This window comes from Halobacterium sp. GSL-19, from assembly GCF_016917855.1.
GTDB lineage: Archaea > Halobacteriota > Halobacteria > Halobacteriales > Halobacteriaceae > Halobacterium > Halobacterium salinarum.
Genome location: NZ_CP070377.1, coordinates 1,590,994 through 1,616,875, shown reverse-complemented (window position 1 = coordinate 1,616,875; position 25,882 = coordinate 1,590,994). Strand labels below are relative to the sequence as shown.

General features: G+C 69.5%; 20 protein-coding genes. 12 read left to right on the top strand and 8 right to left on the bottom strand.

The window, feature by feature from the left end:
* Positions 1 to 3 precede the first annotated feature (3 nt).
* The 6 genes from JT689_RS10345 (at position 4) to leuS (ending at position 8,632) form a co-directional block, all read left to right on the top strand.
* Positions 4 to 1,347 (top strand): MFS transporter, encoded by a 1,344-nt coding sequence (locus JT689_RS10345; RefSeq protein WP_010903655.1) that lies wholly within the window; start codon positions 4 to 6, stop codon positions 1,345 to 1,347.
* Between the two features lie 37 nt (positions 1,348 to 1,384).
* On the top strand, positions 1,385 to 2,215 hold the full coding sequence (locus tag JT689_RS10340; protein ID WP_205251152.1) for a winged helix-turn-helix domain-containing protein: 831 nt from the start codon (positions 1,385 to 1,387) through the stop codon (positions 2,213 to 2,215).
* A gap of 45 nt (positions 2,216 to 2,260) precedes the next feature.
* Positions 2,261 to 2,812: a KH domain-containing protein gene (locus JT689_RS10335; protein WP_010903653.1), complete on the top strand. Its 552-nt coding sequence runs from the start codon at positions 2,261 to 2,263 to the stop codon at positions 2,810 to 2,812.
* 179 nt (positions 2,813 to 2,991) lie between these two features.
* On the top strand, positions 2,992 to 4,680 hold the full coding sequence (gene thsA / locus JT689_RS10330; protein ID WP_012289465.1) for a thermosome subunit alpha: 1,689 nt from the start codon (positions 2,992 to 2,994) through the stop codon (positions 4,678 to 4,680).
* Positions 4,681 to 4,857: 177 nt separating this feature from the next.
* Positions 4,858 to 5,844 (top strand): ornithine cyclodeaminase family protein, encoded by a 987-nt coding sequence (locus JT689_RS10325; protein WP_205251151.1) that lies wholly within the window; start codon positions 4,858 to 4,860, stop codon positions 5,842 to 5,844.
* Between the two features lie 130 nt (positions 5,845 to 5,974).
* On the top strand, positions 5,975 to 8,632 hold the full coding sequence (gene leuS / locus JT689_RS10320) for a leucine--tRNA ligase (protein WP_205251150.1): 2,658 nt from the start codon (positions 5,975 to 5,977) through the stop codon (positions 8,630 to 8,632).
* Between the two features lie 3 nt (positions 8,633 to 8,635).
* Here the strand turns inward: leuS and pheA are convergent, their stop codons facing one another.
* From pheA to lipA, 6 genes are all read right to left on the bottom strand, one after another.
* The gene (gene pheA / locus JT689_RS10315; protein ID WP_205251149.1) at positions 8,636 to 9,448 is read right to left on the bottom strand and encodes a prephenate dehydratase; all 813 of its coding nucleotides are present in this window, start codon (positions 9,446 to 9,448) and stop codon (positions 8,636 to 8,638) included.
* Between the two features lie 49 nt (positions 9,449 to 9,497).
* Positions 9,498 to 10,922, bottom strand: coding sequence for a dihydrolipoyl dehydrogenase (lpdA, locus tag JT689_RS10310; protein ID WP_205251148.1), 1,425 nt, complete (start codon positions 10,920 to 10,922; stop codon positions 9,498 to 9,500).
* 2 nt (positions 10,923 to 10,924) lie between these two features.
* On the bottom strand, positions 10,925 to 12,361 hold the full coding sequence (locus tag JT689_RS10305) for a dihydrolipoamide acetyltransferase family protein (protein ID WP_010903647.1): 1,437 nt from the start codon (positions 12,359 to 12,361) through the stop codon (positions 10,925 to 10,927).
* Position 12,362: 1 nt separating this feature from the next.
* Entirely contained in the window at positions 12,363 to 13,337 is a 975-nt protein-coding gene (locus JT689_RS10300; protein ID WP_205251147.1) for an alpha-ketoacid dehydrogenase subunit beta, read from the bottom strand.
* A 4-nt stretch (positions 13,338 to 13,341) separates the two neighbouring features.
* Entirely contained in the window at positions 13,342 to 14,457 is a 1,116-nt protein-coding gene (gene pdhA / locus JT689_RS10295) for a pyruvate dehydrogenase (acetyl-transferring) E1 component subunit alpha (RefSeq protein WP_205251146.1), read from the bottom strand.
* Positions 14,458 to 14,682: 225 nt separating this feature from the next.
* Complete coding sequence (lipA, locus tag JT689_RS10290; protein WP_010903644.1) at positions 14,683 to 15,618, bottom strand: lipoyl synthase; 936 nt, start codon at positions 15,616 to 15,618, stop codon at positions 14,683 to 14,685.
* 119 nt (positions 15,619 to 15,737) lie between these two features.
* Here lipA and JT689_RS10285 point away from each other — a divergent pair, with 119 nt between their 5' ends.
* From JT689_RS10285 to JT689_RS10260, 6 genes are read left to right on the top strand one after another with little or no spacing between them, the layout of a single operon-like run.
* A complete protein-coding gene (locus tag JT689_RS10285) occupies positions 15,738 to 17,147 on the top strand; it encodes an MATE family efflux transporter (RefSeq protein ID WP_205251145.1) in 1,410 nt (469 codons plus the stop codon).
* Positions 17,148 to 17,183: 36 nt separating this feature from the next.
* Positions 17,184 to 19,523, top strand: a complete 2,340-nt coding sequence (locus JT689_RS10280; RefSeq protein WP_205251144.1) for a DEAD/DEAH box helicase — start codon at positions 17,184 to 17,186, stop codon at positions 19,521 to 19,523.
* 38 nt (positions 19,524 to 19,561) lie between these two features.
* Positions 19,562 to 20,290: an endonuclease NucS domain-containing protein gene (locus tag JT689_RS10275; protein ID WP_010903641.1), complete on the top strand. Its 729-nt coding sequence runs from the start codon at positions 19,562 to 19,564 to the stop codon at positions 20,288 to 20,290.
* A gap of 22 nt (positions 20,291 to 20,312) precedes the next feature.
* A complete protein-coding gene (gene endA / locus JT689_RS10270) occupies positions 20,313 to 21,344 on the top strand; it encodes a tRNA-intron lyase (RefSeq protein ID WP_205251143.1) in 1,032 nt (343 codons plus the stop codon).
* Positions 21,341 to 22,882, top strand: coding sequence for a tryptophan--tRNA ligase (locus tag JT689_RS10265; RefSeq protein ID WP_010903639.1), 1,542 nt, complete (start codon positions 21,341 to 21,343; stop codon positions 22,880 to 22,882). The genes endA and JT689_RS10265 overlap by 4 nt, the downstream gene beginning before the upstream one ends.
* Positions 22,883 to 22,933: 51 nt before the next feature.
* Entirely contained in the window at positions 22,934 to 24,067 is a 1,134-nt protein-coding gene (locus tag JT689_RS10260) for a hypothetical protein (protein WP_205251142.1), read from the top strand.
* Here the strand turns inward: JT689_RS10260 and glmM are convergent.
* Positions 24,064 to 25,431: a phosphoglucosamine mutase gene (gene glmM / locus JT689_RS10255; RefSeq protein WP_205251141.1), complete on the bottom strand. Its 1,368-nt coding sequence runs from the start codon at positions 25,429 to 25,431 to the stop codon at positions 24,064 to 24,066. The genes JT689_RS10260 and glmM overlap by 4 nt on opposite strands.
* Positions 25,428 to 25,880 carry a hypothetical protein gene (locus tag JT689_RS10250; protein WP_205251140.1) on the bottom strand — a complete coding sequence of 151 codons (453 nt, stop codon included), beginning with the start codon at positions 25,878 to 25,880 and terminating at the stop codon, positions 25,428 to 25,430. Before JT689_RS10250 ends, glmM begins: the two co-directional genes overlap by 4 nt.
* Positions 25,881 to 25,882: the final 2 nt, after the last annotated feature.

Here is a 25,882-nt window from a genome sequence, read left to right as displayed (position 1 = left end):
TGCATGCGCCACTTGCTCACCGACACGAACTTCCGTCGACTGTTCACCGGCCGCCTCGTCACGAACGCCGGGGACAGCCTCTACTACGTCGCCGCGATGTGGCTCGTCTGGGAGCTCACCCACGACCCATTCTACTCGGGGGTCGCCGGCTTCCTCACCATGGGGCCGAGCGCACTCCAGTTCCTCTTCGGACCGCTCGTCGACCGCTGGCCGCTCCGTCGCGTCCTCATTGGCACCCAGGCATTCCAAGCTGTGCTCGTGCTCGCCATCCCGCTGGCCGCCTACACCGGCCACCTCTCCGTATGGGTCGTGCTCGCGGTGATGCCGCTGCTCGCGCTCGCCAACCAGCTTGTCTATCCCGCGCAGAGCGCCGCCCTCCCGCGCATCGTCGACCAGGCGGACCTCGTGGACGCCAACTCCGCGTTCAGCCTCGCTTACCAAGGTGTTGACCTCGTGTTCAACGCCGCCGCTGGCGCTGTCGTCGCGCTCGCCGGTGCCGTCGCGCTGTACGCCGTCGACTCGCTCACGTTCGTCGCCGCCGCGCTCCTCTTCGCCGGCGTGCACATCCCGGTCGCCGCCGACGAGCAGCCGACCGCCGGCACCGACGGTGCGGGCGACCCGCCCGCTGACGTGGCCGCCACCGACGGCGGTGAGTCGTCGGCTGACGACGACGCGGCCACCGGGACCGTCGACGATGCAACCACTGGCACCGCTCCCGACGGATACCTCGCGGACCTCCGCGCTGGCCTCACCGTCCTCCGAGGGTCCTTCCTCGTGCTCGTGCTCGCCGGGGCCGCGGTCGTCAACTTCGCCTCCGGCGCGACCATGGCGTCGCTGCCCGCGTTCGCGGACACCGTCGGCGGCGCGGGCGCCTACGGCACCCTGATGGCGGGCTTCGCCGCCGGGAACCTCGGCGGCGCACTCGTCGCGTCGCGCCTCGACCACCTTCCGTTCGGGAAACTGAACGTCGCCGTGTTCGCGGTCAACGGCACACTCGTCGCCGCCGCCGCAGTCGCCGCCACCGCTGGCGCACCTCTCCTCGTCGTGGTTGCGCTGTTCGCCCTCGCGTTCATCCCCGTCGGCGTCGGAAACGTCCTCCTCTCGTCAGTCGTGCAGGCCGCCGTTCCCGAGTCCAAGCTCGGCCGCGTGTCCAGCCTGGTCGGGTCCGCCTCCCAGTTCGCCATCCCGTTCGGCACGCTCGCGGGCGGTGCCGTCGCGGGCGCGTTCGGTCCAGTCGCCGCCATCTACGTGCTCGCCGGCGCGGCGCTCCTGCTCGCCGCGTACTGGCTGGCCGTCCCCGCGCTCCGCACGCTCCCGCCAGTCGGCGACATCGACACGCTCGACTAGGCCCAAGCCTAAGTTCCCCCTCGCCGTCCACTCGGCTATGACCGACGACGCAGAGGCGGCCTTCTCGGCGGTCGCGGACGAACTCCGCGTGCGCATCCTCCGCGAGCTCTGGGACGCCGACGACCCACTCTCCTTTTCCGAACTGCGCGAGCGTGTCGATGTCCAGGACTCGGGGCGGTTCAACTACCACCTCGGCGAGCTCCGCGGACTGTTCGTGGAGCAGACCGAGGACGGCTACGACCTTCGGTTCGCCGGTCGGAAGCTCGTCGGCAGCCTGCACTCGGGAGTGTACACGGAGACCGGCGGCATGGTCGGCCCTCAGTCCGTCGACGGAACGTGTGTCCTCTGCGGCAGTGACCTCGAAGCCGTCTACGAGGACCAGGTCGGGAAGGTCGACTGCACGGACTGTGAGGTGACGATCATCCAGACCGGGGTCCCGCCGGCGTTCGTCGACGGTCGGGAGGACGACCTCGCGGCCGCCATCGACGGCTACGTGCGAACGACGTCCCGGTCGCTCCTCGACGGCTTCTGTCCGACCTGCAGCGGCCCGACGGCGGGTCATCTGGCGGAGAACGACTACGGCCCGCAGGCCGTCGTGAACTGCGAGCGCTGTGGCATTTCCTTCTCCGGGCTGGCGGCGTGGGTCGCCGTCGACCACCCCGCAGTGCTGTCGTTCTACGACGACCACGACCGGAGCGTGCGGGACACCGCGCTGTGGCACCTCGACTGGCTGGCGGACGCCGAGTGGGTCGACGGAGCGGCGGGCGACCGCGCGACCGTCGAGGTCAGACTCGACGACGAGCGCCTCCGGGTGACCGTCACCGACGACCTCGCCGTCACTGCCGTGGATCGGGCGCAGACCGACTGACGCAGGTGACGAAGGCTTTTACGCGAGCGACAAATAGACTGCAGCATGAAACACGTGAAGATTCCGACCGACCGGATCGGGGTGCTCATCGGCGACGGGGGCGAGACGCTGCGCCGCATCGAGGCCGCCGCCGAGGTCGACATCGATGTCGACTCCCAGGACGGTGCGGTCGCCATCGAGCGCACGGGCGACCCCGTGCGGGGGATGCAGGCACCGGAGATCGTGCAGGCCATCGGCCGCGGGTTCAAGCCCGACGAGGCGCTGACGCTGCTGGACGACGACATGCGGATGTTCGACACCATCGACATCGGGCGCGCCGCCCGCAACGACAACGACCTCCGCCGGAAGAAGGGCCGACTCATCGGGGAGAACGGCCGCACACGGGAGCTGATGGAGGAACTCACCGGTGCGTCCGTTGTCATCTACGGGTCGACGTTCGGCGTCATCGGCCAGCCCTCCGAGGTTGACGTGGCGCGGTCGGCGGCGGAGATGCTGCTCGACGGGGCACCCCACGGGTCGGTGTACTCGTTCCTCGAACGCAAGCGCAGCGAGGAGCTGAAACAGCAGGGCATGGAGTACCACGAGTTCCCCGGGTAACGCCGCTTCGGAGCGTGTGGCGACACCGGTGGTTTTCTGTGACAGCAATTCACGTACATAAGTAGCCGGGGAGGGGTTTCGAGCTCGGCCGTGGGGCGGCGGTTCGGGCCTGCTCGCCACACATGGTACTACTTGGCACACAAGTTTTAAATAGAATCGCATTCAATCAAAGAGTGATTATGGCGCAGCAGATGGGTAACCAGCCGCTGATTGTACTCTCCGAGGACAGTCAGCGCACCTCAGGCGAGGACGCACAGTCGATGAACATCACCGCCGGCAAGGCCGTCGCCGAATCCGTTCGCACCACGCTCGGCCCGAAAGGCATGGACAAGATGCTCGTTGACTCCTCGGGCGAAGTCGTCGTCACCAACGACGGCGTCACCATCCTCAAGGAGATGGACATCGAGCACCCGGCGGCCAACATGATCGTCGAAGTCGCCGAAACACAGGAGACCGAGGTCGGCGACGGAACCACGACATCGGTCGTCGTCTCCGGCGAGCTGCTCTCCGAGGCCGAAACCCTCCTCGAGCAGGACATCCACGCCACCACGCTCGCACAGGGGTACCGACAGGCCGCCGAGAAAGCCAAGGAGCTGCTCGACGACGCCGCGATCGACGTCTCCGCCGACGACACGGAGACCCTCGAGAAGATCGCCGCGACCGCGATGACCGGCAAGGGCGCGGAGAACGCCAAGGGCGTCCTCTCGGATCTCGTCGTGCGCGCCGTTCAGTCGGTCGCCGACGACAACGACGTCGACACGGACAACGTCAAAGTCGAGAAGGTCACCGGCGGCGCAATCGAGAACTCCGAGCTCATCGAAGGCGTCATCGTCGACAAGGAACGCGTCAGCGAGAACATGCCGTACGCCGTCGAGGACGCCAACATCGCGCTCGTCGACGACGGCCTGGAGGTTCAGGAGACCGAGATCGACACCGAGGTCAACGTCACCGACCCCGACCAGCTCCAGAACTTCCTCGACCAGGAAGAAGAGCAGCTCAAAGAGATGGTCGACGCGCTCAAGGACGCCGGCGCCAACGTCGTCTTCGCCGACTCCGGCATCGACGACATGGCCCAGCATTACCTCGCCAAGGAGGGCATCCTCGCGGTCCGTCGCGCGAAATCCGACGACTTCACGCGACTCTCCCGCGCCACGGGCGCAACCCCGGTCTCGAACGTCAACGACATCGAGGCCGCGGACCTCGGCGCAGCCGGCAGCGTCGCCCAGAAGGACATCGGCGGCGACGAGCGCATCTTCGTCGAGGACGTCGAGGAAGCCAAAAGCGTCACCCTCATCCTCCGCGGCGGGACCGAGCACGTCGTCGATGAGGTCGAACGCGCCATCGAGGACTCCCTCGGCGTCGTGCGCGTCACTCTCGAAGACGGCCAGGTCATGCCCGGCGGCGGCGCCCCGGAGACCGAGCTCGCGATGCAGCTTCGGGACTTCGCGGACTCCGTCGGTGGGCGCGAACAGCTCGCCGTCGAAGCGTTCGCGGACGCGCTCGAAGTCATCCCGCGCACCCTCGCCGAGAACGCGGGCCACGACCCGATCGACTCCCTGGTCGATCTCCGCAGTCAGCACGACGGCGGCGACACCGAAGCGGGCCTCGACGCCTACAACGGCGACGTCATCGACATGGAGTCCGAGGGCATCGTCGAGCCGCTGCGCGTGAAAACGCAGGCCATCGAGTCCGCCACCGAGGCGGCGACGATGATCCTGCGCATCGACGACGTCATCGCCGCGGGCGACCTGGCCGGCGGCCAGGTCGGCGACGACGACGGCGACGACGGCCCCGCTGGCGGCCCTGGCGGCATGGGCGGCGGCATGGGCGGCATGGGCGGTATGGGTGGCATGGGCGGCGCGATGTAAGCTCGGCCACACGACACCACTCCAGCCAGTCTGCACCGCTCGCTCACCATCCGACACGTTTCTTTCGACGCCCCACCGCCCAGCGGCAGCGCCGCCACAACTGTGTTCAATTCAACCATTTCGGCGTGTTCAGCCAGTAAAAGGAGGGTCTAAGTGTCACGCGACATGATCGCGTGTATGGAGACGCTGCTACTCAACAAGGACGACGTGGACGAGAACACCCCGATGGCGGACCTCATTTCGGCCATCGAGGACGCGTTCGCCGCCTACGAGACGGGCGACGCCCAGATGCCCGCGAAGTCCTACGTCGACCTCCCCCAGTACAACGGCGACTTCCGCTCGATGCCCGCGTACATGGACGCCGGCGACTGGGACGCCGCCGGCATCAAGTGGGTGAACGTCCACCCCGACAACCCCGCGGACCACGACCTCCCGACGGTCATGGGCACGATGGTTTACTCCGACCCCGAGACCGCGTTCCCGCTGGCGCTCATGGACGGCACCGAACTCACGATGAAGCGCACGGGCGCGGCGGCCGCGGTCGCCACTGACCACCTCGCCGTCGCGGACGCCAGTTCGTTCGGCGTCGTCGGTGCCGGCGTGCAGGCGTACACCCAACTGGAGGCCATCTCGAAGATCCGGGACATCGAGGAGGTCGTCGTCAGCGACGTCAGCGACGACGCCGTCCAGCAGTACGTCGATCACTTCTCGGACCGCTTCGACGTGCGCGGTGGCTCCATCAGCGAGGCCGGCCACTGCGACATCCTCTCGACGGTCACGCCCGTCGAGGACCCCATCGTGACCGCCGAGGACGTCGGCGACCACACGCACATCAACGCCATGGGTGCCGACGCCGAAGGGAAACACGAGCTCGCCGACGACATCCTGCTTGCCGGCACGCTCGTCATCGACGACCACGCCCAGACCACCCACTCCGGGGAGATCAACGTCCCGTACCACGAGGACACGCTTGCGGACGACGACATCGACGCCGAGATCGGTGAAATCGTCGTCGGGAACGCCGACGGCCGCACCGACAGCGACGGCGTCACCGTCTTCGATTCGACGGGGCTTGCGATCCAGGACGTCGCCGCCGCCCACGTCGTCTACGAGCACGCCAGCGAGCACGACAACGGCTACGAGTTCGATCTGCTCGGCGTCTAGCGGCGTTTTGCTGCGCTACTTCGACACCCATCACCCGCACGGTGGGCGGTCGCTCGTGCCCGAGTCGGGGGGACTGCCGTACTGAAAGGCATTTGTCGGTCGGTCACGCAGTGTCCGCCAAGAGAGACACATGGGAGAGCAAGCCACCTACGACCACCACGCCATCGAGCAACACTGGCAACGCGAGTGGGACGACGCCGACGTCTTCCGGGTGCCCGACGACGCCGACGACCCGGAGTACGTGTTGGCGATGTTCCCGTACACGTCCGGCCAGCTCCACATGGGCCACGTGCGGAACTACGCCATCACCGACGCGTTCGCCCGCTACCGCCGGATGGACGGTGAGGACGTGTTGCATCCGATGGGCTGGGATTCGTTCGGGCTGCCCGCGGAGAACGCCGCCAACGAGCGCGACACCAACCCCCGGGAGTGGACCGAGCGCTGCATCGACCAGATGCGCGACCAGTTCGAGGCGCTGGGCTTTGGCTACGACTGGGAGCGCGAGATCACCACCTGTGACCCCGACTACTACAAGTGGAACCAGTGGCTGTTCACCGAGTTCCGCGACGCCGGGCTCGTGGACCGCCGGGCCGCCACGGTGAACTGGTGTCCGTCCTGTGAGACGGTGCTGGCAGACGAGCAAGTCGAGGGCGACGACGAGCTGTGCTGGCGGTGTGACACGCCGGTCACCGAGCGCGACCTCGACCAGTGGTTCTTCGAGACCACCGCGTACGCCGACGAACTGCTCGATGGCCTCGACGAGTTGGACGGCTGGCCGTCGAACGTCCGGGACATGCAGCGCAACTGGGTCGGCCGCACGGACGGCGTCGAAGTACCGTTCACCGTGCACACGCCCGACGGCGACGAGGACGTGGTGGCGTTCACGACGCGGGTGGATACCATCCACGGCGCGACGTATTTCGCGCTGGCACCGGATCACCCGCTGGCGGAGGCCGCGGCCGACCGCGACGACGACGTGGCACACTTCGTCGAGGAGGTCGCCGATCCCGACGGCGACGAGCCACAGGGCGTCGAGACGGAGTTCACCGCCACGAACCCCGCGACGGGTGCGGAGATCCCCGTCGTCGTCGCGGACTTCGTGCTGTCCGACGTCGGCACCGGCGCGCTGATGGCGGTGCCCGCCCACGACGACCGCGACCACGAGTTCGCCCAGGCCCACGACCTCCCGGTTCGGCAGGTCGTCGCGCCCGCGGGCGACGAGGACGCCGACGTCGAGGCCGCCGCCTACACCGCGGACGGCGTGCTCGTCAATGCCGGCGACTACACGGGCCTGGACAGCGAAACCGCCCGTGAGGAGCTGACCGCGGACATCGACGGCGCCGCGTCCGCCGTCCAGTATCAGCTCCGCGACTGGGGGGTCTCCCGGCAGCGCTACTGGGGCACCCCGATCCCGATCGTTCACTGCGAGTCGTGTGGGCCGGTCTCCGTCCCCGACGACGACCTGCCCGTGGAGCTCCCGGAGTTCGTCCACACCACTGGGAACCCGCTCGACGCCGCCGAGGACTGGAAGCAGACCACGTGCCCCGACTGCGGCGCGCCCGCCGTCCGAGAGACCGACACGATGGACACGTTCCTGGACTCCTCGTGGTACTTCCTGCGGTTCGCTTCCCCGGCGTTCGACGACGCGCCCTTCGACACCCAGCGCGCCAACGACTGGCTGCCCGTCGACGAGTACGTCGGCGGCGACGAGCACGCCGTCATGCATCTGCTGTACTCGCGGTTCGTGACGAAGGCGTTCGCGGACCTCGACATGCTTGAGCACCGCGAGCCGTTCGCCGGCCTGACCACACAGGGCATGGTGTTGGGCGAGGACGGCACGAAGATGTCCAAATCCAAGGACAACGGCGTCGCCCCCGAGCGCATCGTCGACGAGTACGGCGCCGACACCGCGCGGCTGTTCACGCTGCGCGCGGCCCGCCCGTCAAAGGACTTCCCGTGGAGCGAGGAGGGCGTTCGCTCTAGTCACACCTTCCTTGAGCGCTTGCTCTCGATGGCGCGGGCGGTCGACGCCGACGCGACCGCCGACGGTGACCTCGATCCCGCCGCCGAGTACGTCGCCCGCGAGACCGCCGCGACCGTTCAGGCCGCCACCACGCACTTCGACGACATGGAGTTCAACCGCGCCGTGCAGGCGGTCGACGAGCTGGTGTCGCTGCTGGTGCGGTACCGGGACCGCGACGACGCCGCGCCCGCGGTCGTCGCGCGCGGCGTCACGGCCGCCGTGAAGCTGCTTGCGCCCATCGCTCCCCACGTCGCCGAGGAGTGTTGGACGGCGCTGGGCGGCGACGGGTTCGTCGCCGAGGCCGCGTGGCCCACCCCCGACCGCGACGTCAGCGACCACGACCGCGCGACCAGCCTGATCGAGCAGACCCGCGAGGACGTCCGCGACATCGTCGACACCGCGGGCATCGAGAACCCCACCGGCGTCGACGTCGTCACGGCCCCCGAGTGGATGTACGACGTGCTCGCCCGCGCGAAAGCCGCCGACGGGAACGTCGTCGGCTCCGTGATGAGCGACCAGTCCCTCCAGCAGCACGGCGAGGACGCCGCCGACTACGCCAAGGACCTGGCCGCCCAAGCGCCCGCGTTCCCGGACGTGCTCGGACCGGACGGCGAACGCGACGCGCTCGGGCGCGCCGTGTGGCTGCTCGAAGCAGAGTTCGACGCGCCGGTGCGCGTGCTCGCCGCCGAAGACGCCGCCGACAGCGTCGCGAACAAGGCCGAACCGGGGCGGCCGGCGATCCACGTCGACGAAGCCGACGACTGACACTCACGCCACGTGCTCGGTGTCGTACGACCCCAGCCGCCGCACCCAGCCGGCTGCCGCGATCTCCGCCACGTCCGCGACCGCGTTCCGGGTGCGCTCCTCGTAACACCCGCTCGCGATGTCCACGTGGAAGACGTAGTCGCCCAGCCGCTCCCCCGACGGCCGGGATTCGACCCGCGACAGGTTGATGTTGCGGTCGGCGAACGGCTCCAGCAGCTCCAACAGCAGCCCGGGGTGGTTCGCGTTCGGGTAGACGATGATCGAGGACTTCCCGCCGGCCGGCGTGCGCTCGCGCGCCGGCCCCACCACGAAAAACCGCGTCTCGTTGCTGGCGCGATCCTGAATCCCGGAGCCATGCACGTCAAGGTCCGTGCCGTCGGCGGAGTCCGGGTGCGCGATCGCGGCCGTGGTCTCGTCGTTGCGCGCCACCCCGACGCCGCGCGCGGTCGACGCGACGGCCCGGCGGTCGACCGCCGGATGGGTGGCGTCGAGGTACTCCCGACACTGCGCGAGCGCCTGCGCGTGGCTGGCGACCGCGTCGAACCCGTCGTCCTGGGCGAGCAGCGCGTGCCGGATCGGCGTCACCACCTCCCGGACGACCGCCAGGCCGTCGGTGTCCGCGAGCGCGTCGAGCGTTTCGGTCACCGACCCCTGGATGCTGTTCTCGATGGGCACGACGCCGCGGTCGGCGTCACCCACTGCAACCGCATCGACGATGTCGCGCACGGACTCCATGAACGACACGTCGCCGGCAGAAACAGCGCTCGCGGCGCGGTGTGAGTACGTCCCCGACGGCCCCAGCGTCACCGTATCCATGTCCGCGGATACCCACGGCGACGGGAAAAACACGTCGGGGGTGTGTGGGTTACCGGTTCAGCGTGTGGACGGCGTGGCCGAGCGCGTGCTCGGCGGCCTCCATCGTGGCCTCGGACAGCGTCGGATGCGTGTGGATGGTGGACGCGACGTCCTCCAGGGTGGCCCCCATCTCGATCGCGAGGCCGAGCTCGGCGACGAGCTCGCTGGCCTCCGGGCCGACGATCTGTGCGCCCAGCAGGAACCCCGACTCCTCGTCGGCGACGACCTCCACGAAGCCGTCGTCGTGGCCCGTGGTGAGCGCGCGCCCGCTGGCGTTGAACGGGAACGTCCCGACGACCGGGTCGAAGCCCTGCGCGGCGGCGTCGTCCTCGGTGAGCCCGACGGTCCCGATCTCGGGGTCGGTGAACACCGCCGCCGGCACAGCCTGGTAGTCCAGGGCCGCCGGCTCGCCCGCGATGACTTCCGCGGCGACCTCGCCCTCCTTGCTGGCCTTGTGCGCGAGCATCGGGCCGGGCGCGACGTCGCCGATCGCGAAGACGTTCTCGACGTCGGTGCGGGCCTCGTGGTCGGTCTCCAGGCGGCCGTCGTCGTTCGGTTCGAGGCCGACGGCGTCCAGGTTCAGCGTGTCGGTGACCGGCTGGCGGCCGACCGCCACGAGCACCTTCTCGGTCTCGAACTCGGTCTCCTCGCCGTCCTCGTCGGCGGCGGTGACCACGATACCGTCGTCGGTGTCCGTCCAGCTGTCGGCCGCGAGGCCGAAGTGGAAGTCGATGCCGAGTTCCTCGGCGCGCTGTCTCACGGGGCGCGCGATGTCGTCGCCGTACTGTGGCAGGATGCCATCCAGCATCTCCACGACGGTCACGTCCACGCCGAGCTTCGCGAACACCGTCGACAGCTCCATGCCGATGTAGCCGCCGCCGACGATCACCATCGACGCCGGCAGCTCCGCCATCGCCAGCGCCTGCCGCGAATCCAACACGGGGTCGTCGCCGAAGTCGAAGCCCGGCACCTCGATGGGCCGAGAGCCCGTCGACACGATGGCGTGCTCGTACTCGATGGTCTCCGAGCCCTGGCCGTCGCCGCCGTGCACGACCCGCAGCTTGTCGCTGCCCGCGAACTCCGCGCGCCCCTCGATGAGGTTCACGCCGTTGGCCTTGCAGAGCTTCTCCACGCCGCCCGTGAGCTGGTCGACGACGCCGTCCTTCCAGTCGACCATCTCCGCCACGTCCACGTCGGGGTCGGCGTACACGCCCATCTCCTCGGCGTGGCCCGCCTCGTGGGCGACGCCCGACGCCGTGATCATCGCCTTCGACGGGATGCAGCCGTAGTTCAAGCAGGTGCCGCCGTAGGCGTCCTTCTCGACGAGCGTCACGTCGAGGCCGAGCTGTCCCGCGCGGATCGCCGCCACGTAGCCACCGGGGCCAGCGCCAACGACCGCGACGTCCGTCCCAGTCGAGATGTCTCCGACAACCATGATTATTCGAGTAGTAGTAGTTCGGGGTCAGTCAGATACTCCATCACGCGGTTCGTGAACTGTGCGGCCTCCGCGCCGTCGATGACGCGGTGGTCGATCGACAGCGACAACGGCAGCGTCTGGGCCGCCCGCACGTCGCCGTCCTCGGCGACCGGGCGCTCGTCGATCGCGCCCAGCCCCAGGATCGCCGTCTCGGGGTAGTTGATGATCGGGGTCGCGTACTCGCCGCCGATCGCGCCGAAGTTCGTGATCGTGAACGTTCCGCCGTCCATGTCCGCGGGCGCGATCGAGCGCTCGCGGGCCTGCTCGACGAGGTCGTTCATCTCCGTGGAGATCTCAAGCATCGACTTCTGGTCGACGTGCTCGACGACCGGCACCATCAGCCCGGCGTCGGTCGCGACCGCCACGCCGATGTTGTAATCCTGCTTGAGCGCGATCTCCTCGTCGTCCTCGCGGAGCTCGGAGTTCAACACGGGGAACTCCTTGAGCGCCGCGACGACCGCCTTCATCACGAACGGCATGTACGTCAGCTTCACGTCCTCGGCCTCGGCGCGCGCCTTCAGCTTCGAACGCGTCTCCACGAGGCTGTCGATGACGGCGGTGTCGTGGTGGGTGACGTGTGGCGCCGTGTACTTCGACTCGGCCATCTGCTCGCCGATGGTGCGGCGGATGCCCCGGTAGGGCTCGGTGGTCTCACCGCCGGCGACGAACTCGCGGGTGGCTGCGCCGCCCGCCTCGCCCTGCGCGGCCTGCCCGCCCTCGGCGTACGCCTGGACCGCCTCCGCGGTGACGAACGCCTCGCCGTCGCGCTGTTCGACCGCCGGCACGTCGTTGATGTCGACGCCCAGTTCACGGGCGACCCCGCGGGTCGCGGGTGCCGCAAGCGTCTTCTCGCGGCCCGCCGGCTCTTGGCTGCCGGCGCTCGCCGCGGTGTCGTCCTCGTCGACGCGTTCCGTCGCGGACGTGGCCTCGGTGGCCGGCTCCGTGGTGTCCTCGCCGCCCTCCGCGGCGGCGCGCACGTCGCCGTCGGTGATGCGCCCCGACGGCCCGCTCCCCTCGACGCTGTCGAGGTCGACGCCCAGCTCGCGGGCGAGCGTGCGAACGCTCGGCGGCGCGAACGTCCGGCCGCTGGCCTCGCTGGTCGCCGACGCGGCCTCGTCGCCGCTTTCGTCGCCGTCGTCCGCGGTGGCCGACGCCTCGCCGTCAACGTCGAACGTCACGAAGAGATCGCCGACCGGCACCACGTCGCCTTCCGCCCAGTGGAGTTCCTGGACCGTGCCGTCGACCGGCGCGGGCACCTCGACCTGGGCTTTGTCCGTTTCGACCTCCGCGACCGGCTGATCCTCGGTGACGGTGTCGCCCTCGTCGACGAGCCACCGCACGAGTTCGCCCTCCGCGACGCCCTCTCCGACGTCAGGTAGCGTGAATTCGCGGGCCATCTTAGAAGTCGAACGCCTCCTCGATGCCGGCCGCGATGCGCGCGGGCTCGGGCAGGTAGTAGTCCTCCAGGGCCGCCAGCGGGAACGGCACGTCGAAGCCGGTGATGCGCTCGACGGGGGCCTCCTGGTACAGCAACGCCTCCTCCTGGATGGTCGCCGTGATCTCCGCGCCCAGGCCGCCCGTGTTCGGGGCTTCGTGGACGATCGCGGCGCGCCCGGTCTTCTTGAACGACTCGATGATCGTGTCGAAGTCGATGGGGCTCAGACTCCGCAAATCCACGACCTCGACGTCGATCCGATCGAGGTTCTCGGCGGCCTCAACGGTGGGCTGGGTCATCGCCCCCCAGGTGAACACCGACACGTCCGTACCCTCCGTGCGGACGGCCGCGTCGCCGAGTTCGACCTCGTAGGGGTCGTCGGGCACGTCCTCGCGGAACGCCCGGTAGATCTTCTTCGGTTCGAGGAACACCACGGGGTCCGGGTCCCGGATGGACGCGATGAGCATCCCCTTGGCGTCGTACGGCGTGCTGGGCATCGCGACCTTCAGCCCGGCCTCGTGGGCGTAAAACGCCTCCTTGGACTCGGAGTGGTGTTCGGGCGCGCGGATCCCGCCGCCCATCGGCGCACGCAGCACCATCGGGAGCGTGAACCGGCCGCGGGAGCGCGTTCGCAGCCGCGACATGTGGCTCACCACCTGGTCGAAGCCCGGGTACATGAACCCGGAGAACTGGATCTCCGGCACCGGCTTCAGGCCGTAGGCGGCCATGCCGACCGCCGACCCGATGATCCCCGACTCCGCCAACGGCGTGTCGATGACCCGGTCGTCGCCGAACTCCTCGTAGAGGCCCTCGGTCGCCCGGAACACACCGCCGTTCTGCCCGACGTCCTCGCCCATCACGAGCACGTCGTCGTCCTCGGCCATCCCGTCGTGGAGGCCGTCCCGTACCGCCTGCACTAGCGTCAGATTCTCGCTCATATCGTTAGTCCTCCAGGAGCGCCTCGTCGCCGTACTCGTCTCGGATCGACTGGAAATACTCCAGTTGCTGTTCTAGGCGCTGTGGCATCTCCGCGTAGACGTTCTCGAACATCGATGCGGGGTCGGGCCGCGGCGTCTCCTCGGCGGCCTCGATGGCGTCGGCGACCGCGTCCTCGATGTCGGCCTCGATGGACTCGATGGCCGCCTCGTCGAGGCGGTCGGTCTCCACGAGGAACGTCTCCAGACGCGGGATCGGGTCCTTGTCCTTCCAGGCCTCGACCTCGGACTCCTCGCGGTAGACCGACGGGTCGTCGGCGGTGGTGTGCGCGCCGAACCGGTACTGCACGGCCTCGATGAGCGTCGGCCGCATTTCGTCCTCGTCGGGATCTTTCGCTTTCTCGATGGCGTCGTGTGCCACCTGGTAGACCGCAAGCGGGTCCATCCCGTCGACCTGCACGCCCTCGAAGCCGTAGGCGGCGGCCTTCTGGGCGAGCGTGTCCGTCGCTGTCTGCTGTTCGCGCGGGACGCTGATCGCCCACTGGTTGTTGTTGCAGAAGAACACGTTCGGCGTGTCGTAGACGCCCGCGAAGTTCAGGCCTTCGTGGAAGTCACCCTCGGAGGTCGCGCCGTCCCCGAAGTAACACATGAACGCCGTGTCGGATTCGTCTTTGAGCTGCGACGCCCACCCCATCCCGGTGGCGTGGGGGATCTGGCTGGCGATCGGCACCGCGACCGTGAAGATGTTCTCCTCGGTCGGGATCGCGTTCCCACGCTCGTCACCCATCCAGTACAGCAGGGTGTCTTTCAGTGGGAGGCCGCGAACCAGGCTGGCGCCGTGCTCGCGGTAGCTGGGCACGATCCAGTCGTCGTCGGCAAGCGCCATCGCGGACGCGATCTGTGCGCCCTCCTGGCCGGACAGCGGCGGGTAGGTGCCGATCCGACCCTGCCGTTGGAGGCTCACCGCGCGCTCGTCGAAGCGCCGCGCGAGCTTCATGTAGCGGTACATCTCCACGAGCTCGTCGTCGGTGAGGTCCGGTACCTCCGCGCCGTCGACCAGCTCGCCGTTCTCGTCCAGCACCCGGTAGGTGTCGTCGGGTGCTCGATGAATGGTCTCGGTCACGGGTACCCCCGTCCTGACATGTGCGGAGGATCTACCCCTGCGACTATATGATTTTCGTAACAATCGTTTCCATGGGGATCGCTGCCATCGAATTTCAACCCACTGTCCAGTCTCAGTGGACTGATTGGGTAGAACGAGCGCCATTCCCGGGAAAAATACGAAATCGAACCGACGCCGCCCGGACGTCGTCGTCGACCGGTCGGACGGTGATCGCCGCCAGTGACCTCACTCCGACGCCGCACGCCGCGCGTTCCGGCGGGCCTCCTGGACGCTTTTGCCCTCCCGCAGCACGGCGTCCACGAACAGCTCGCCGGCCTTGTACGAGGACCGCACCATCGGTCCCGACGCGCAGTACAGGAACCCGAACTCGGATTCGGCCACGCGCTGCCACGTCTCGAACTTCTGGGGGTGGACGTAGTCCGCGACGTCGAGGTGTGACCGCGACGGCTGGAGATACTGCCCCAGGGTCACCACGTCCACGCCGGCCTCCCGGAGGTCTCCAAGCGTCTGGTAGACCTCGTGGTCGTACTCGCCGACTCCCAGCATGATGCTCGTCTTGGTGTAGATGTCCGACTCCCGGGTCACGTACTCCAGCACCGACAGGGACTGCTCGTAGCCCGCGCGCCGGTCCCGCACGGGGACCTGCCGGCGCGCGACGGTTTCGATGTTGTGCGCGATCACGTCCGGCCCCGCGTCGATGATCTTCTGAACCAGCGATTTCTCGCCCTGGAAATCCGGAATCAGCACTTCCACCAGGATCGAGGGGTCGCGCTCTTTGATCTCCCGGATCGTCCGCGCGAAGTGGCCGGCCCCCTGGTCGTCGAGGTCGTCGCGGTCGACGGACGTCAACACCACGTAGTCCAGCCCGATCTCCGCCACGGACTCCGCGACGTTCGCCGGCTCATCGGGATCTAGGGGCTCCATGCCGCCGGTTTTCACGTCACAGAAGTTGCAGCCACGCGAGCAGCGATCCCCCATCAGCATGAACGTCGCCGTGCCGGGGCCGTCACGGCCGCTCCAACACTCCCCCATGTTGGGACACGACGCCTCCTCGCAGACCGTGTGGAGGTCGTTGTCGCGGAGCGTCTCCTTGATGTCCGTGAACCGCTCCCCGGACGGCGGCCGCATCTTTAGCCACTCCGGCTTCCGGCGGCTACTCATGCCAGTTCCTTCGGGACCAGCCGCAAAAATGCTGGGGATTGTTGCCCCGGCAATACGCCGCACAGACACATAGATTAATGCCACGGCGCTGGAAAACCAATCGGTAACACACCCCACTCATGTTTGATCTCTCACGTGACGAGATCACCGGCGGGTCACTCCCGCGCGCGCTACTGGTGCTCACTGCCCCCCTCGTCGTCCAGCAGTACGTCGTCGTCGTCCAGCAGATCGTCGACGTGTTCTGGCTCGGGCGGGTCAGCCGCAACGCCGTCAGCGCCGTTGGTCTGGTCGCGCCGCTCATCGGATTACTCGCCCTCGCCACCAGCGTCGCCACGATCGGCTGCCGGGTGCTCGTCGCCCAACACGTCGGCGCTGACGACGCCGCGGCGGCCCGCAGCACCGGGTTCCATGCGACCGTGCTCGTCGGCGCTGCCAACCTCCTGTTGGCTGTGGTGGTTCTCTGGCTGGCACCGGACCTCGTTGGGGTCCTGCTCTCCGACGAGGCGGTCATACAACTCGGCGCCACCTATCTCACTGTCACCACCGTCGGCCGCGTCTTCGGCGGCATGAGCGACACCATCGAGTCCGGGTTCGTCGGCTGGGGTGACTCCCGGATGTCGATGCTCATCAACGTCGTCGCCGTGCTCACCAACGTCGTCCTCGACCCGTTTCTGGTCGTCGGCTGGCAGCTTCCGGGGTTCGCCGGCTACGGCATCTTCGGCGCCGCGCTCGCCACCGCGATCGGCTACGTCGCCGGGTTCACCGTCGCAGTCGCCGGGCTCGGCGTCGACAGCACCAGTTTCACCATCCGCCGCGCCGACCTGGGGGTCAGCCGTGACACCGTTCGCAGCCTGCTCTCGGTCGGCGTCCCCCACGCCGGCCAGGAGGCCGGCCGCCAGATCGCGCGCCTGCTGGTTGTCGCCATCGTCGCCGGCGTCGCCGGCAGCGCGGGGTTGGCGGCGTACACCATCGGCGCGCGCATCGCCACCGTCGCGTTCGTCCCCGCGGCGGCCGTCGGGAGCGCGGTGTCGAGCATCGTCGGGCAGAACGTCGGCGCGGGCAACCCCGATCGGGCGACGCGCGCGACCTGGCTGGCCGCCGGGGCCACCACCGCCGGGATGGCGGTCCTCGGCGTCGCCCAGTACAGCAGTCCCGCCACCATCGTGTCGGTGTTTGCGCCCACGTTCTCCGGCATCGAACTGACGTACACCGTCGCGTACCTCCAGATACTCGCCGTCGGCTACTGGGCGTTCGGCCTCATCTACCCGATCCAGGGCGGGTTCAACGGCGCGGGCAAGACCACCGTCTCGATGGTCGCCACGCTGCTGCAGTACTGGGGGGTGCGGCTCCCCGTGGCCGCCCTCGGCGCGTACGTGGTGGTGTTCTCGGTGCCAGTCCACGCCGCGTTCTGGGCGATCACCGCCTCGAACGTCGCGTGCGCGGTCGGCGTCACGGCCTACTTCTGGGCGCAGACCAGCGGCGCGACGGGCCTGATCGAGCGCGCCGCGACCGCCGCCGCGTCGGACTAGAAACGCCTATCCGCCGGCCGCCCCTCCGCTTCAGCGATGGATGTCGCCGAGGTCGTTCCGGAGTTCGCCGAGGCGTTTCCCTTCGACGAGTTCAACGCGATGCAGCGGGAGGCGGTGCCGGCGCTGCTGGAATCCGACGCGAACGTGGTGGCGTCCGCGCCCACCGGCAGCGGGAAGACGGCGCTCGCGGAGCTCGCGATCTGCCAGACGCTCGCCGACGGCGGGACGGCGCTGTTCGTCGCGCCGCTGCGCGCGCTCACCAACGAGAAAGAAGACGAGTGGGAGCGCTTCGAGGCGCTCGGATACTCCGTGTACGTGGTCACCGGCGAGCGCGACCTGAACCCGCGGCGCGCCGAGCGCGCCGACGTGCTCGTGATGACCCCCGAGAAGGCCGACTCCGCCACCCGCAAACACGACTCCCCGCGGTACGCGTTCGTGACCGACGTGGAGTGCGTGGTCATCGACGAAGTCCACCTGCTGGATTCGGAGACCCGGGGGAGCGTCCTCGAAGTCGTGGTCTCGCGGCTGCGGCGGCTCTGTGACCCCCGAGTGGTCGCGCTGTCGGCGACCATGCCGAACATCGGCGACGTCGCGGACTGGCTGGACGCCACCCCCGACACCACCTTCGAGTTCGACGACGACTACCGGCCGGTGGACCTCCACGCCGGCGTTCGCACCTACGACCACGGTGACAACCCGTTCGCGGACAAGTACCGGCGGCTGTTCACGGCGCTCGATCTGGCCGAGCCACACCTCCGGGAGGACGGCCAGTCGCTGGTGTTCGTGGCGTCCCGCCAGGACACCGTGCAGGCAGCCAAGAAGACCAGAGACGAGATCGCACAGCGGGACATCCCGGTGGGGTCGCGGGGCGACTACGACTTCCACACGGCCACCGAGGCGCTCGACAACGAGACGCTGCGGAAGTCCGTGCTCGACGGGGTGGCGTTCCACCACGCGGGGCTGTCGACCACCGACAAAAACCACGTCGAGCAGTGGTTCCGCGAGGGCAAGATCCGGGTGTTGTTCTCCACGTCCACGCTGGCGTGGGGCGTGAACCTGCCGGCGCGCTGCGTGGTGATCCGGGACACGAAACTCCACGACCCCCTGGAGGGAGAGGTCGACATGAGCCCCCTGGACGTCCTCCAGATGCTGGGTCGCGCGGGCCGCCCCGGCTACGACGACGTGGGCTACGGCTGGGTGGTGTGTGACACCAGCGACGCCGACACCTATCGGACGCTGCTGGACGAGGGCCACGAGATCGAGAGCCGACTCGACGGCAACCTCGCCGAGCATCTGAACGCCGAGATCGCGATGGGGACGATCCGTGACCTCGGCGACGTGATGGCGTGGCTCGAAACGACGTTCTACTACCAGCGCGCGCAGTCCGCGCCCGACGCCTACGAGTTCTCGACGCTTCGCGATCGCGTCCGGGCGACCCTCGACGATCTCATCGACCAGGGGTTCGTGGAGACCGACGCGGATCTCGGGCTGTCGGCGACCCGGCTGGGGGTGTTGGCGTCGACGTACTACCTCCGCCTGGACACCGCCCGCGAGTTCCGCGCCGTCATCGACGACGCCGCCGACGACCGCGCCATCCTGCGCGCGGTGGCTGCCGCCGGCGAGTTCGACTCCGTGAGCGCCCGCCACTCCGAGCAGGACGCGATCCACACCGTCCTGGGCCACAGCGGCGACGAGATGGCCGACGGCCCGCGGAAGGTGTACGCGATCCTGCGCGCGAGCATGCGGGGCGCAGTCCCCTCGGAACTCCGCTCGGACGCGTGGGTGATCACGCAGAACGCGCTCCGGCTGCTGGCGGCGCTGGGGGCGTTTTTCGACCGGTACGACGACCCCCTGGGTGCGAACGCTGCGGCCCGGTTGGAGGCCCGCATCGACACCGGCGTCCCCGAGGCCGCCGTTGGCCTGACAGCCATCGAGGGCGTCGCCGCTGGGCGCGCGCACAAACTCCACGACGAGGGCATCGACACCCCCGGGGATGTCCGTGATGCGGGCGTTCCCGGGCTCGTGGACGCCGGTCTCGCGCCGGGCGTCGCCGAGAGCGTCCACGAGCAGGCCGCCGGCCTACCGGCTGTCGCCGTCGACTGGGGCGACTTCCCGGACTCCGTTCCCGCCGGTGACAACGACCTCCGTGAGGTCACCGTCCGCAACCACGGCGGCGGGGCCAACGCCGGCGTCACGGTCACGGTCAACGGCGTCGAGATGACCACCGAAACCAGCTACCTGGACGGCGCGCTGTCGGTGCCGGTGGGCGTGTTCGGCGCGCCCGACGCGGACACGCTCACGTTCGAGGTCACGGTCGCGTTCGCGGAGTTACCCCTCCCACCGGTGACCGAGACCCGCACCGTCGACGTGGTGTAGCCGAGGATTGAAACCGGAGACCGCGGCCACCCACACGCATGCAGGACGCCATCCGAGTGCTGGCCGGGGAGTGTGCGGTGCGCTACGAGAACGACGCGTCCACCGACCGCGTGCTGCGCGGCGACGTGGTGGTCGTGGTGAAACCCGACGACACCGTGTTGGTGCACGACGCCGACGGCTACCAGCCGGCGGCGTGGCTCACCAGGCCCGGTGTCGTGCGGTACACGCGCGACGCCAGCGGGTTCCGCATCGACGCCGCCGACGGCGACGAGCGCCTCGTCGTCGAGAGCGCGACCGAGCACGGCGACGCCCATTATCCGGTGTCGCCCGCGGGGCCGCCCGTGGGGCGCTGTGAGTGTGGCGGCGCGTTCGTCCGCGACGGCGGCCGCGTGGTGTGTGTGGACTGCCGCGACCAGTATTCGATCCCGCGCGACGTGGCGGTCGTCGACGACGCGTGTGCGGCCTGCGGGCTGCCGCGGATCCGGGTGGCGCGTGGCGTGACGGTGACCGCCTGCGTGGACCGCGACTGCGAGCCGATCGCGGCCGCGGTCGCCGACGCCATCGACTGGACGTGTCGCTGCGGGGCGGCGCTCGGGGTGGCGTCCGAGCGTGGACTGCACGCCGCCTGCGAGTCCTGCGGGGCGCGGTTCCGGCTTCCCCACGGGACGACCGCCGGCGACTGTGGGTGTGGGTTGCCCGCGATCAGGACCGCCACCGGCGTTCGGTGTCTGGACGGCGACTGCGAGCGCGCACCGCAGTCGCTTTGAGTGCTGGCCGTGTCCGTGGGGTATGGACGGCGATCTGCGCGGGGATACAGTGCATATCGGTGGCGACGCCCGCCAGCGATTCCACGACGCACGCGGGTACGGCTACCCGCTGGGCGGCAACGACATCGCGGTGTCGCTCGTGGAGGCCGCCCACCTCCTGTTCCGTGGCGACCTCGATTCCGTCGACGGCATGGGGTTTCGGGCGTTTCTCACGGACCGCGAGGCGGGGTTCGCCGCCCGGTTTCTGGTCTACGTCGACCTCCGGGATCGGGGGTTCTACCTGGTGCCGGACCGCGACCCGTGGTGGCGCGACCCCGGCGACGGCGATTTCGTGGTGTTCCCGCGCGGGAACACGCGCCGCGACGGCGTCGTGAAACACCGGGTGCGCGTGGTCGACGAGCGCACGACCCTCCCCGTCGACGGGCTCTCGGAGTCGGTGCTGGCGGTCGTCGACGAGGAAAGCGAGATCACCTACCTCGACATCGCCCCCGAAACCCCCACCGGGGAGACGACGCTTGACCGCCCCACCGACGTCCCGGGGGTGTTGTTGGACGACCGCGTGCTCGTCTGGGAGCCCCCACAGCGCCTGCACAACGCCGGCTTCTACGGCCAGCCCCTCGGCGGGCGCGCCGCCGACCACGACGCCCTCCAGTTGTCGCTCGTGGAGGCGGCGTACCTCATCGACGCCGGCGTGTTGACGCTCACCGACGCCACCATCGACGACGTTCGTGCCCGCGGGCGGCTCGGTGAGGGCGAGCATTTCGACTGCCGGCTGGCCGTCTATCGCGCGCTCCGTGACGCCGGCGCGGTCCCGAAAACCGGGTTCAAGTTCGGCGCCGATTTCCGCGTGTACTCGGCGGTGTCGTCGGTCGACGACCTCGGGCACTCGGAGCTGCTGGTGCGCGTGATCACCGACACCCACGTGTTCTCCCCGGGGGACCTCTCGCTCGACGTGCGACTGGCCCACGGCGTCCGCAAGCGAATGGTTTTTGCGGCTACCGACGACACAGACGACACGATTCGCTGGCTTTCGGTGAGTCGATTGACGCCATGACATCCGACGACACAGACGACACGGCCGGTGCTGACGACGTTGCACTCGACCCCTGGGGGTCGGCAACCATCTCGGACTACCGCGCGCTCTTCGACGAGTTCGGCATCGAAGCCTTCGAGGACGTCCTCGACGGCGTGCCCACACCCCACTCGCTGATGCGGCGCGCGATCATCTTCGGACACCGCGACTACCGCCGGGTGGCGGCGGCGATGCGCAACGACGAGCCGTTCGCGGCGCTGTCCGGGTTCATGCCCACCGGGGACCCACACATCGGCCACAAGATGGTGTTCGACGAGCTCATCTGGCACCAACAACAGGGCGGGGACGCGTACGCGCTCATCGCCGACCTGGAGGCACACTCCGCCCGGGGCTTGGACTGGGCGGAGATCGACGAGCACGCCGAGGACTACCTGCTGAGCCTGCTCGCGCTCGGCTTCGACGCCGACGAGGGCGAGCTCTACCGCCAGTCCACGAACCGCGAACTCCAGGACCTCGCGTTCGAGCTCGGCATCGAAGCCAACACCTCGGAGTTCGAAGCCATCTACGGGTTCGGCGGCGACACCGACGTGTCCCACATGCAAAGCGTCGTCACGCAGATGGCCGACATCCTCTACCCGCAACTCGACGCGCCGAAACCGACGGTCATCCCGGTCGGCCCGGACCAGGACCCCCACGTGCGGTTCGCCCGCGACCTCGCCGAGCGCACGCGCTACTTCAAGGTCACCGAGGCGTTCGCCAGCGTGGCGTTCGACGACGACGAGCGCCCGCTCGTCCGCGCCGCCTACGACGCCCGCAGCCAGTACGCCGCGGACACCGACCAGCCCCGGTGTACGGAGGCCGCCGACTGGCTCGCGGCCGAGCCCGCGGCCGCCGACGGCGTCGATGCGGCCACCGCCGAATCGGTGGTTCAGAAACTGGAGAACGCGGGCATGGAGCCGCTGCGTCCCCGGGTTCGGTTCTTCGACCGGCAGGCCACAGACGAGGCGTTCACGGCGCTCATCGACGAGATCGCCGGCGAGAAGCGCGTCTTCGAGGGGCACGTCGACGCCTTCGAGCTGTCCGCCGAGACCGCCAGGGACCTCGCGCTCGCCGTCGAGGTCGACCACGGCGGCTACGGGTTCGTGCCGCCGTCGTCGGTCTACCACCGCTTCATGACGGGGCTGACCGGCGGGAAGATGTCGTCCTCGGAGCCGGCCAGCCACATCAGCCTGCTCGACGACCCCGAGACGGGTGCCGACAAGGTCGCGGCCGCCACCACCGGCGGCCGCGACACCGCCGCCGAGCAGCGCGAGCGCGGCGGCGAGCCCGACGACTGCCCGGTGTACGAGCTGTACGCCTACCTGCTCGCGGGCGATGACGACGCCCTCGCGGAGGAGGTCTACGCCGAGTGCGCCAACGGCGACCGGCTCTGTGGCGGCTGCAAGGAGCAGGCCGCCGACCTGATGGCACAGTTCCTCGAAACCCACCAGGAAAACCGCGAGGCGGCCCGTGACGTGCTCGCGGAGCTGGACATCGACCTGGACTCGGCGCGCGTGTAGTCCGGGTGGGGTGACAGAAGGCCTATCCCGCGGTCACTCGTTCTGTCGCGTATGTCCGACGCGCAGCCCGCACCGGAGGCGGATCCAGACGCGCTGGTCGGTGCGCTCCGGGACGCCGCCGACGCGGCCGCCGACGCCGACGCCGCCGTCGAAACGTACGGCGTTGATCGGCTTCGAGCGCTCCGAACCGCGCTGGCGGATCTCAACCGGCTGTTCGACCAGTACGAGGGCGACGCCACCGGCACCGGTGATTTCCAGTCGTATCTGGACTTCCAGGACGACCTCGTCGCGCTCGTCGACGGGTTCGACGACGACCTGCCCGAGCGCGACACCTTCGAGTCGCTGCTGGAACTGTTCAAGAAGCGCCGCCTGTCCGCCGACGACTTCGCGACGGCGCGGCGTCGCCTCCAGGACGCCCGCGACCTCGTCGGCCGCCTCGACGACCGCGCCGACGCCCACGACGACTACCGGGCGGCGCGCTCGCGGGTGGCCGACGCCGCCGACGCCGCCGCCGACACAGTCGCCGAACTGGAGCGCCTCCGACGGCTTGGGAACGCCGACCTCGACGCGCCCGTCGAGACCCTCCGCCAGCCCATCGACGCCTACGACGACGCCGTCCGGTCGGCGTTCGAGTCGTTCCGCCGCGACGCGCCCGCCCGCGAGGTCATCGCGTTCGTCCGGACCACCGAGGCCTACCCGCTCGTGGGGTTCGAGCCCGCGCCCGAGGGGCTCGCTGACTTCGTCGCCGACCGCGCGGCCGGCACGGAGCCGATCCCCCAGTTGCTCGAGTACGCCGGCTACTCGCCGTCGAAGCTGGACCACTACGTCGCCGCGCCGCGCACGCTGAAGCGCGCCGTCGGCGGGAACCGCACGTACCTCGAACGCCTCGACGCCGATCCACTCCTCGTGGGGTGGCCGCCAGCGCCCGCCGCGGCGCTCCAGTACCGGCTCGATGAACTGGTGTCGGTCGTCGCGCGGTTCGCCGGCGACGACGTGCTCGAACCGCTGCACGCGGTCCGGCGGCGGGTGCGCGGCGACGACTACGACCGCCTGCGGGACGCCGCCGTCGCGACCCACGAGCTGACCGCCGACGAGAAACAGCGCATCGCGGCCGGCGTCGCCGACGACCTTCAGCGGGCGCGAGCCCGCGAACAGCGCTTGCGTGACGCGCTCGACGAGTATTAGGCGTCGGCTCGCGCCGCGCGCAGATCCGCGGCGAACGCCTCCGCGAGGGATTCGGCCCGCTCGTGGTCGGTGGACTCCGCGTAGATGCGGACGACCGGCTCCGTGCCCGACGGCCGCACGAGCACCCAGGCGTCGCCGTAGTCCAGCCGGTAGCCGTCGATGGTGGTGCGGTCGGCGTCCGCGTCCAGCGCGCGCGCCTCCGCCGCGTCGAGGAGCGCCCCCCGTTGTGCTTCCGTGTCGTAGTCGACGTTCACGCGGACGTTGTGGTAGTCGTCGTACGGCGCGACGACCTCGCTTGCGGGCGTGCCGTCGGCCAGCAGTTCGAGGAACCGTGCGCCAGTGTACGCGCCGTCGCGGGTCATGCGGTACTCCGGGAAGATGATCCCGCCGTTGCCCTCGCCGGCCACCGGGACGTGGTCGCCCTCGGCTTCCAGCTCGCGGATCCGGGTCATGATCTGCGTGGAGCCGATGGGCGTGAGCTCAAGCGTCGCTCCAGTGCGATCGCAGACGTCCACGAGGCGCTGGCTGACGTTCACCGCGGACACTGTGGTGTCGCCGGCGTCGAGCTCGGCCTCCGCAAGCGCCGCGAGCGTGGCGTCGCCCTCGATGTACTCGCCGGTCTCGTCGACGAAGATGGCACGGTCGGCGTCGCCGTCGTGGGCGATCCCCACGTCGGCGTCGGCCGCGCGCACGAGTGCGCCGAGGTCGCCGAGGTGTTCGCGCACCGGCTCGGGCTCCCGGCCGGGGAAGTGGCCGTCCGGTTGGGCGTTCACGGTGACGACGTCACACCCGAGTTCGCGGTAGAACGTCGGGCTGGTGAGCGCGCCCGCACCGTGGCCCGGGTCCAGGGCGACCGTCAGGTCGGCGGCCGCGATCGCCGCCCGGTCGACGGCGTCGGTCAGCTGTGCGCGGTAGTCGCGGCCCGCGGACGCCACCTCCCGGTCGGCTCCCACACCGTCCCAGGCGGCGTTGTCGAACTGCTCGGTGGTGAACGCGCGCTCCACGCGCTCCAGGTCGGCAACCGCCAGCTCGACGCCGTCGCTGCCGACGAGCTTGACGCCGTTGTACTGGCTGGGGTTGTGACTCGCGGTCACCATCACCGCCGGGACGCCGGCGCGCTCCGCGTACGCTTGCGTGGCCGGCGTCGGAACCACCCCGAGCCGGTCGACGTCCACGCCGATGCTCTGGAGGCCCGCGACGGCCGCGTTTTCGAGCATGCGGCCGGTGGTTCGGGTGTCCCGTGCGACCGCGACGCGGTCGGCGCGCCACACCGAGCCGGCCGCCTTCGCGACGCGCAACACGAACCCCGGTGTGAGCTCCTCGTTGGCCACGCCCCGCGTTCCGCTCGACCCGAAGACGTTCATGCATCCTCCTGCGTGCGGCCGCCTCTAATCGCTTCCGAACGCGTCACGTTCACGGGGAACAGCGGGTCACCCACGTTCCCGTCGTCGTCGAGCACGCGAACCTCCACGACCAGCGTCGTGTCCTGGTAGCGGTAGGGCCCCTCCGTGGCATCACAGTGCTCCCGGAGGTCGTCGGCGAGGGCGTCGCCGGCCTCCCGGGTGACGTCCTCGGTCACCCACTCGCCGCGGGGTGCGTTCTCCACCGTCGCCGACGCCACGCGCTCCAGGGGTTGGTGGTTGGTCACGAACGCCTCCGAGAGCGTGCACACGTGTGTCTCACCGTCCCCAGCGGACTCCGACGGGCGCTTCGCGCGGACGCGAGCGGTCTCGTCGGCTCCCATCGTCAGACAGCCGCCGCCCACCCCGAACAGCGCGCCGGTGACGCCCACAAGCACTGTTCGTCGTCGCATAC

Excerpts from the sequence above, each read along its gene's own strand:
- JT689_RS10345 (WP_010903655.1), top strand. The coding sequence starts at position 4 with ATGCGCCACTTGCTCACCGACACGAACTTCCGTCGACTGTTCACCGGC.
- JT689_RS10340 (WP_205251152.1), top strand. The coding sequence starts at position 1,385 with ATGACCGACGACGCAGAGGCGGCCTTCTCGGCGGTCGCGGACGAACTC.
- JT689_RS10335 (WP_010903653.1), top strand. The coding sequence starts at position 2,261 with ATGAAACACGTGAAGATTCCGACCGACCGGATCGGGGTGCTCATCGGC.
- thsA (WP_012289465.1), top strand. The coding sequence starts at position 2,992 with ATGGCGCAGCAGATGGGTAACCAGCCGCTGATTGTACTCTCCGAGGAC.
- JT689_RS10325 (WP_205251151.1), top strand. The coding sequence starts at position 4,858 with ATGGAGACGCTGCTACTCAACAAGGACGACGTGGACGAGAACACCCCG.
- leuS (WP_205251150.1), top strand. The coding sequence starts at position 5,975 with ATGGGAGAGCAAGCCACCTACGACCACCACGCCATCGAGCAACACTGG.
- pheA (WP_205251149.1), bottom strand. The coding sequence starts at position 9,448 with ATGGATACGGTGACGCTGGGGCCGTCGGGGACGTACTCACACCGCGCC.
- lpdA (WP_205251148.1), bottom strand. The coding sequence starts at position 10,922 with ATGGTTGTCGGAGACATCTCGACTGGGACGGACGTCGCGGTCGTTGGC.
- JT689_RS10305 (WP_010903647.1), bottom strand. The coding sequence starts at position 12,361 with ATGGCCCGCGAATTCACGCTACCTGACGTCGGAGAGGGCGTCGCGGAG.
- JT689_RS10300 (WP_205251147.1), bottom strand. The coding sequence starts at position 13,337 with ATGAGCGAGAATCTGACGCTAGTGCAGGCGGTACGGGACGGCCTCCAC.
- lipA (WP_010903644.1), bottom strand. The coding sequence starts at position 15,618 with ATGAGTAGCCGCCGGAAGCCGGAGTGGCTAAAGATGCGGCCGCCGTCC.
- JT689_RS10285 (WP_205251145.1), top strand. The coding sequence starts at position 15,738 with ATGTTTGATCTCTCACGTGACGAGATCACCGGCGGGTCACTCCCGCGC.
- JT689_RS10280 (WP_205251144.1), top strand. The coding sequence starts at position 17,184 with ATGGATGTCGCCGAGGTCGTTCCGGAGTTCGCCGAGGCGTTTCCCTTC.
- JT689_RS10275 (WP_010903641.1), top strand. The coding sequence starts at position 19,562 with ATGCAGGACGCCATCCGAGTGCTGGCCGGGGAGTGTGCGGTGCGCTAC.
- endA (WP_205251143.1), top strand. The coding sequence starts at position 20,313 with ATGGACGGCGATCTGCGCGGGGATACAGTGCATATCGGTGGCGACGCC.
- JT689_RS10265 (WP_010903639.1), top strand. The coding sequence starts at position 21,341 with ATGACATCCGACGACACAGACGACACGGCCGGTGCTGACGACGTTGCA.
- JT689_RS10260 (WP_205251142.1), top strand. The coding sequence starts at position 22,934 with ATGTCCGACGCGCAGCCCGCACCGGAGGCGGATCCAGACGCGCTGGTC.
- glmM (WP_205251141.1), bottom strand. The coding sequence starts at position 25,431 with ATGAACGTCTTCGGGTCGAGCGGAACGCGGGGCGTGGCCAACGAGGAG.
- JT689_RS10250 (WP_205251140.1), bottom strand. The coding sequence starts at position 25,880 with ATGCGACGACGAACAGTGCTTGTGGGCGTCACCGGCGCGCTGTTCGGG.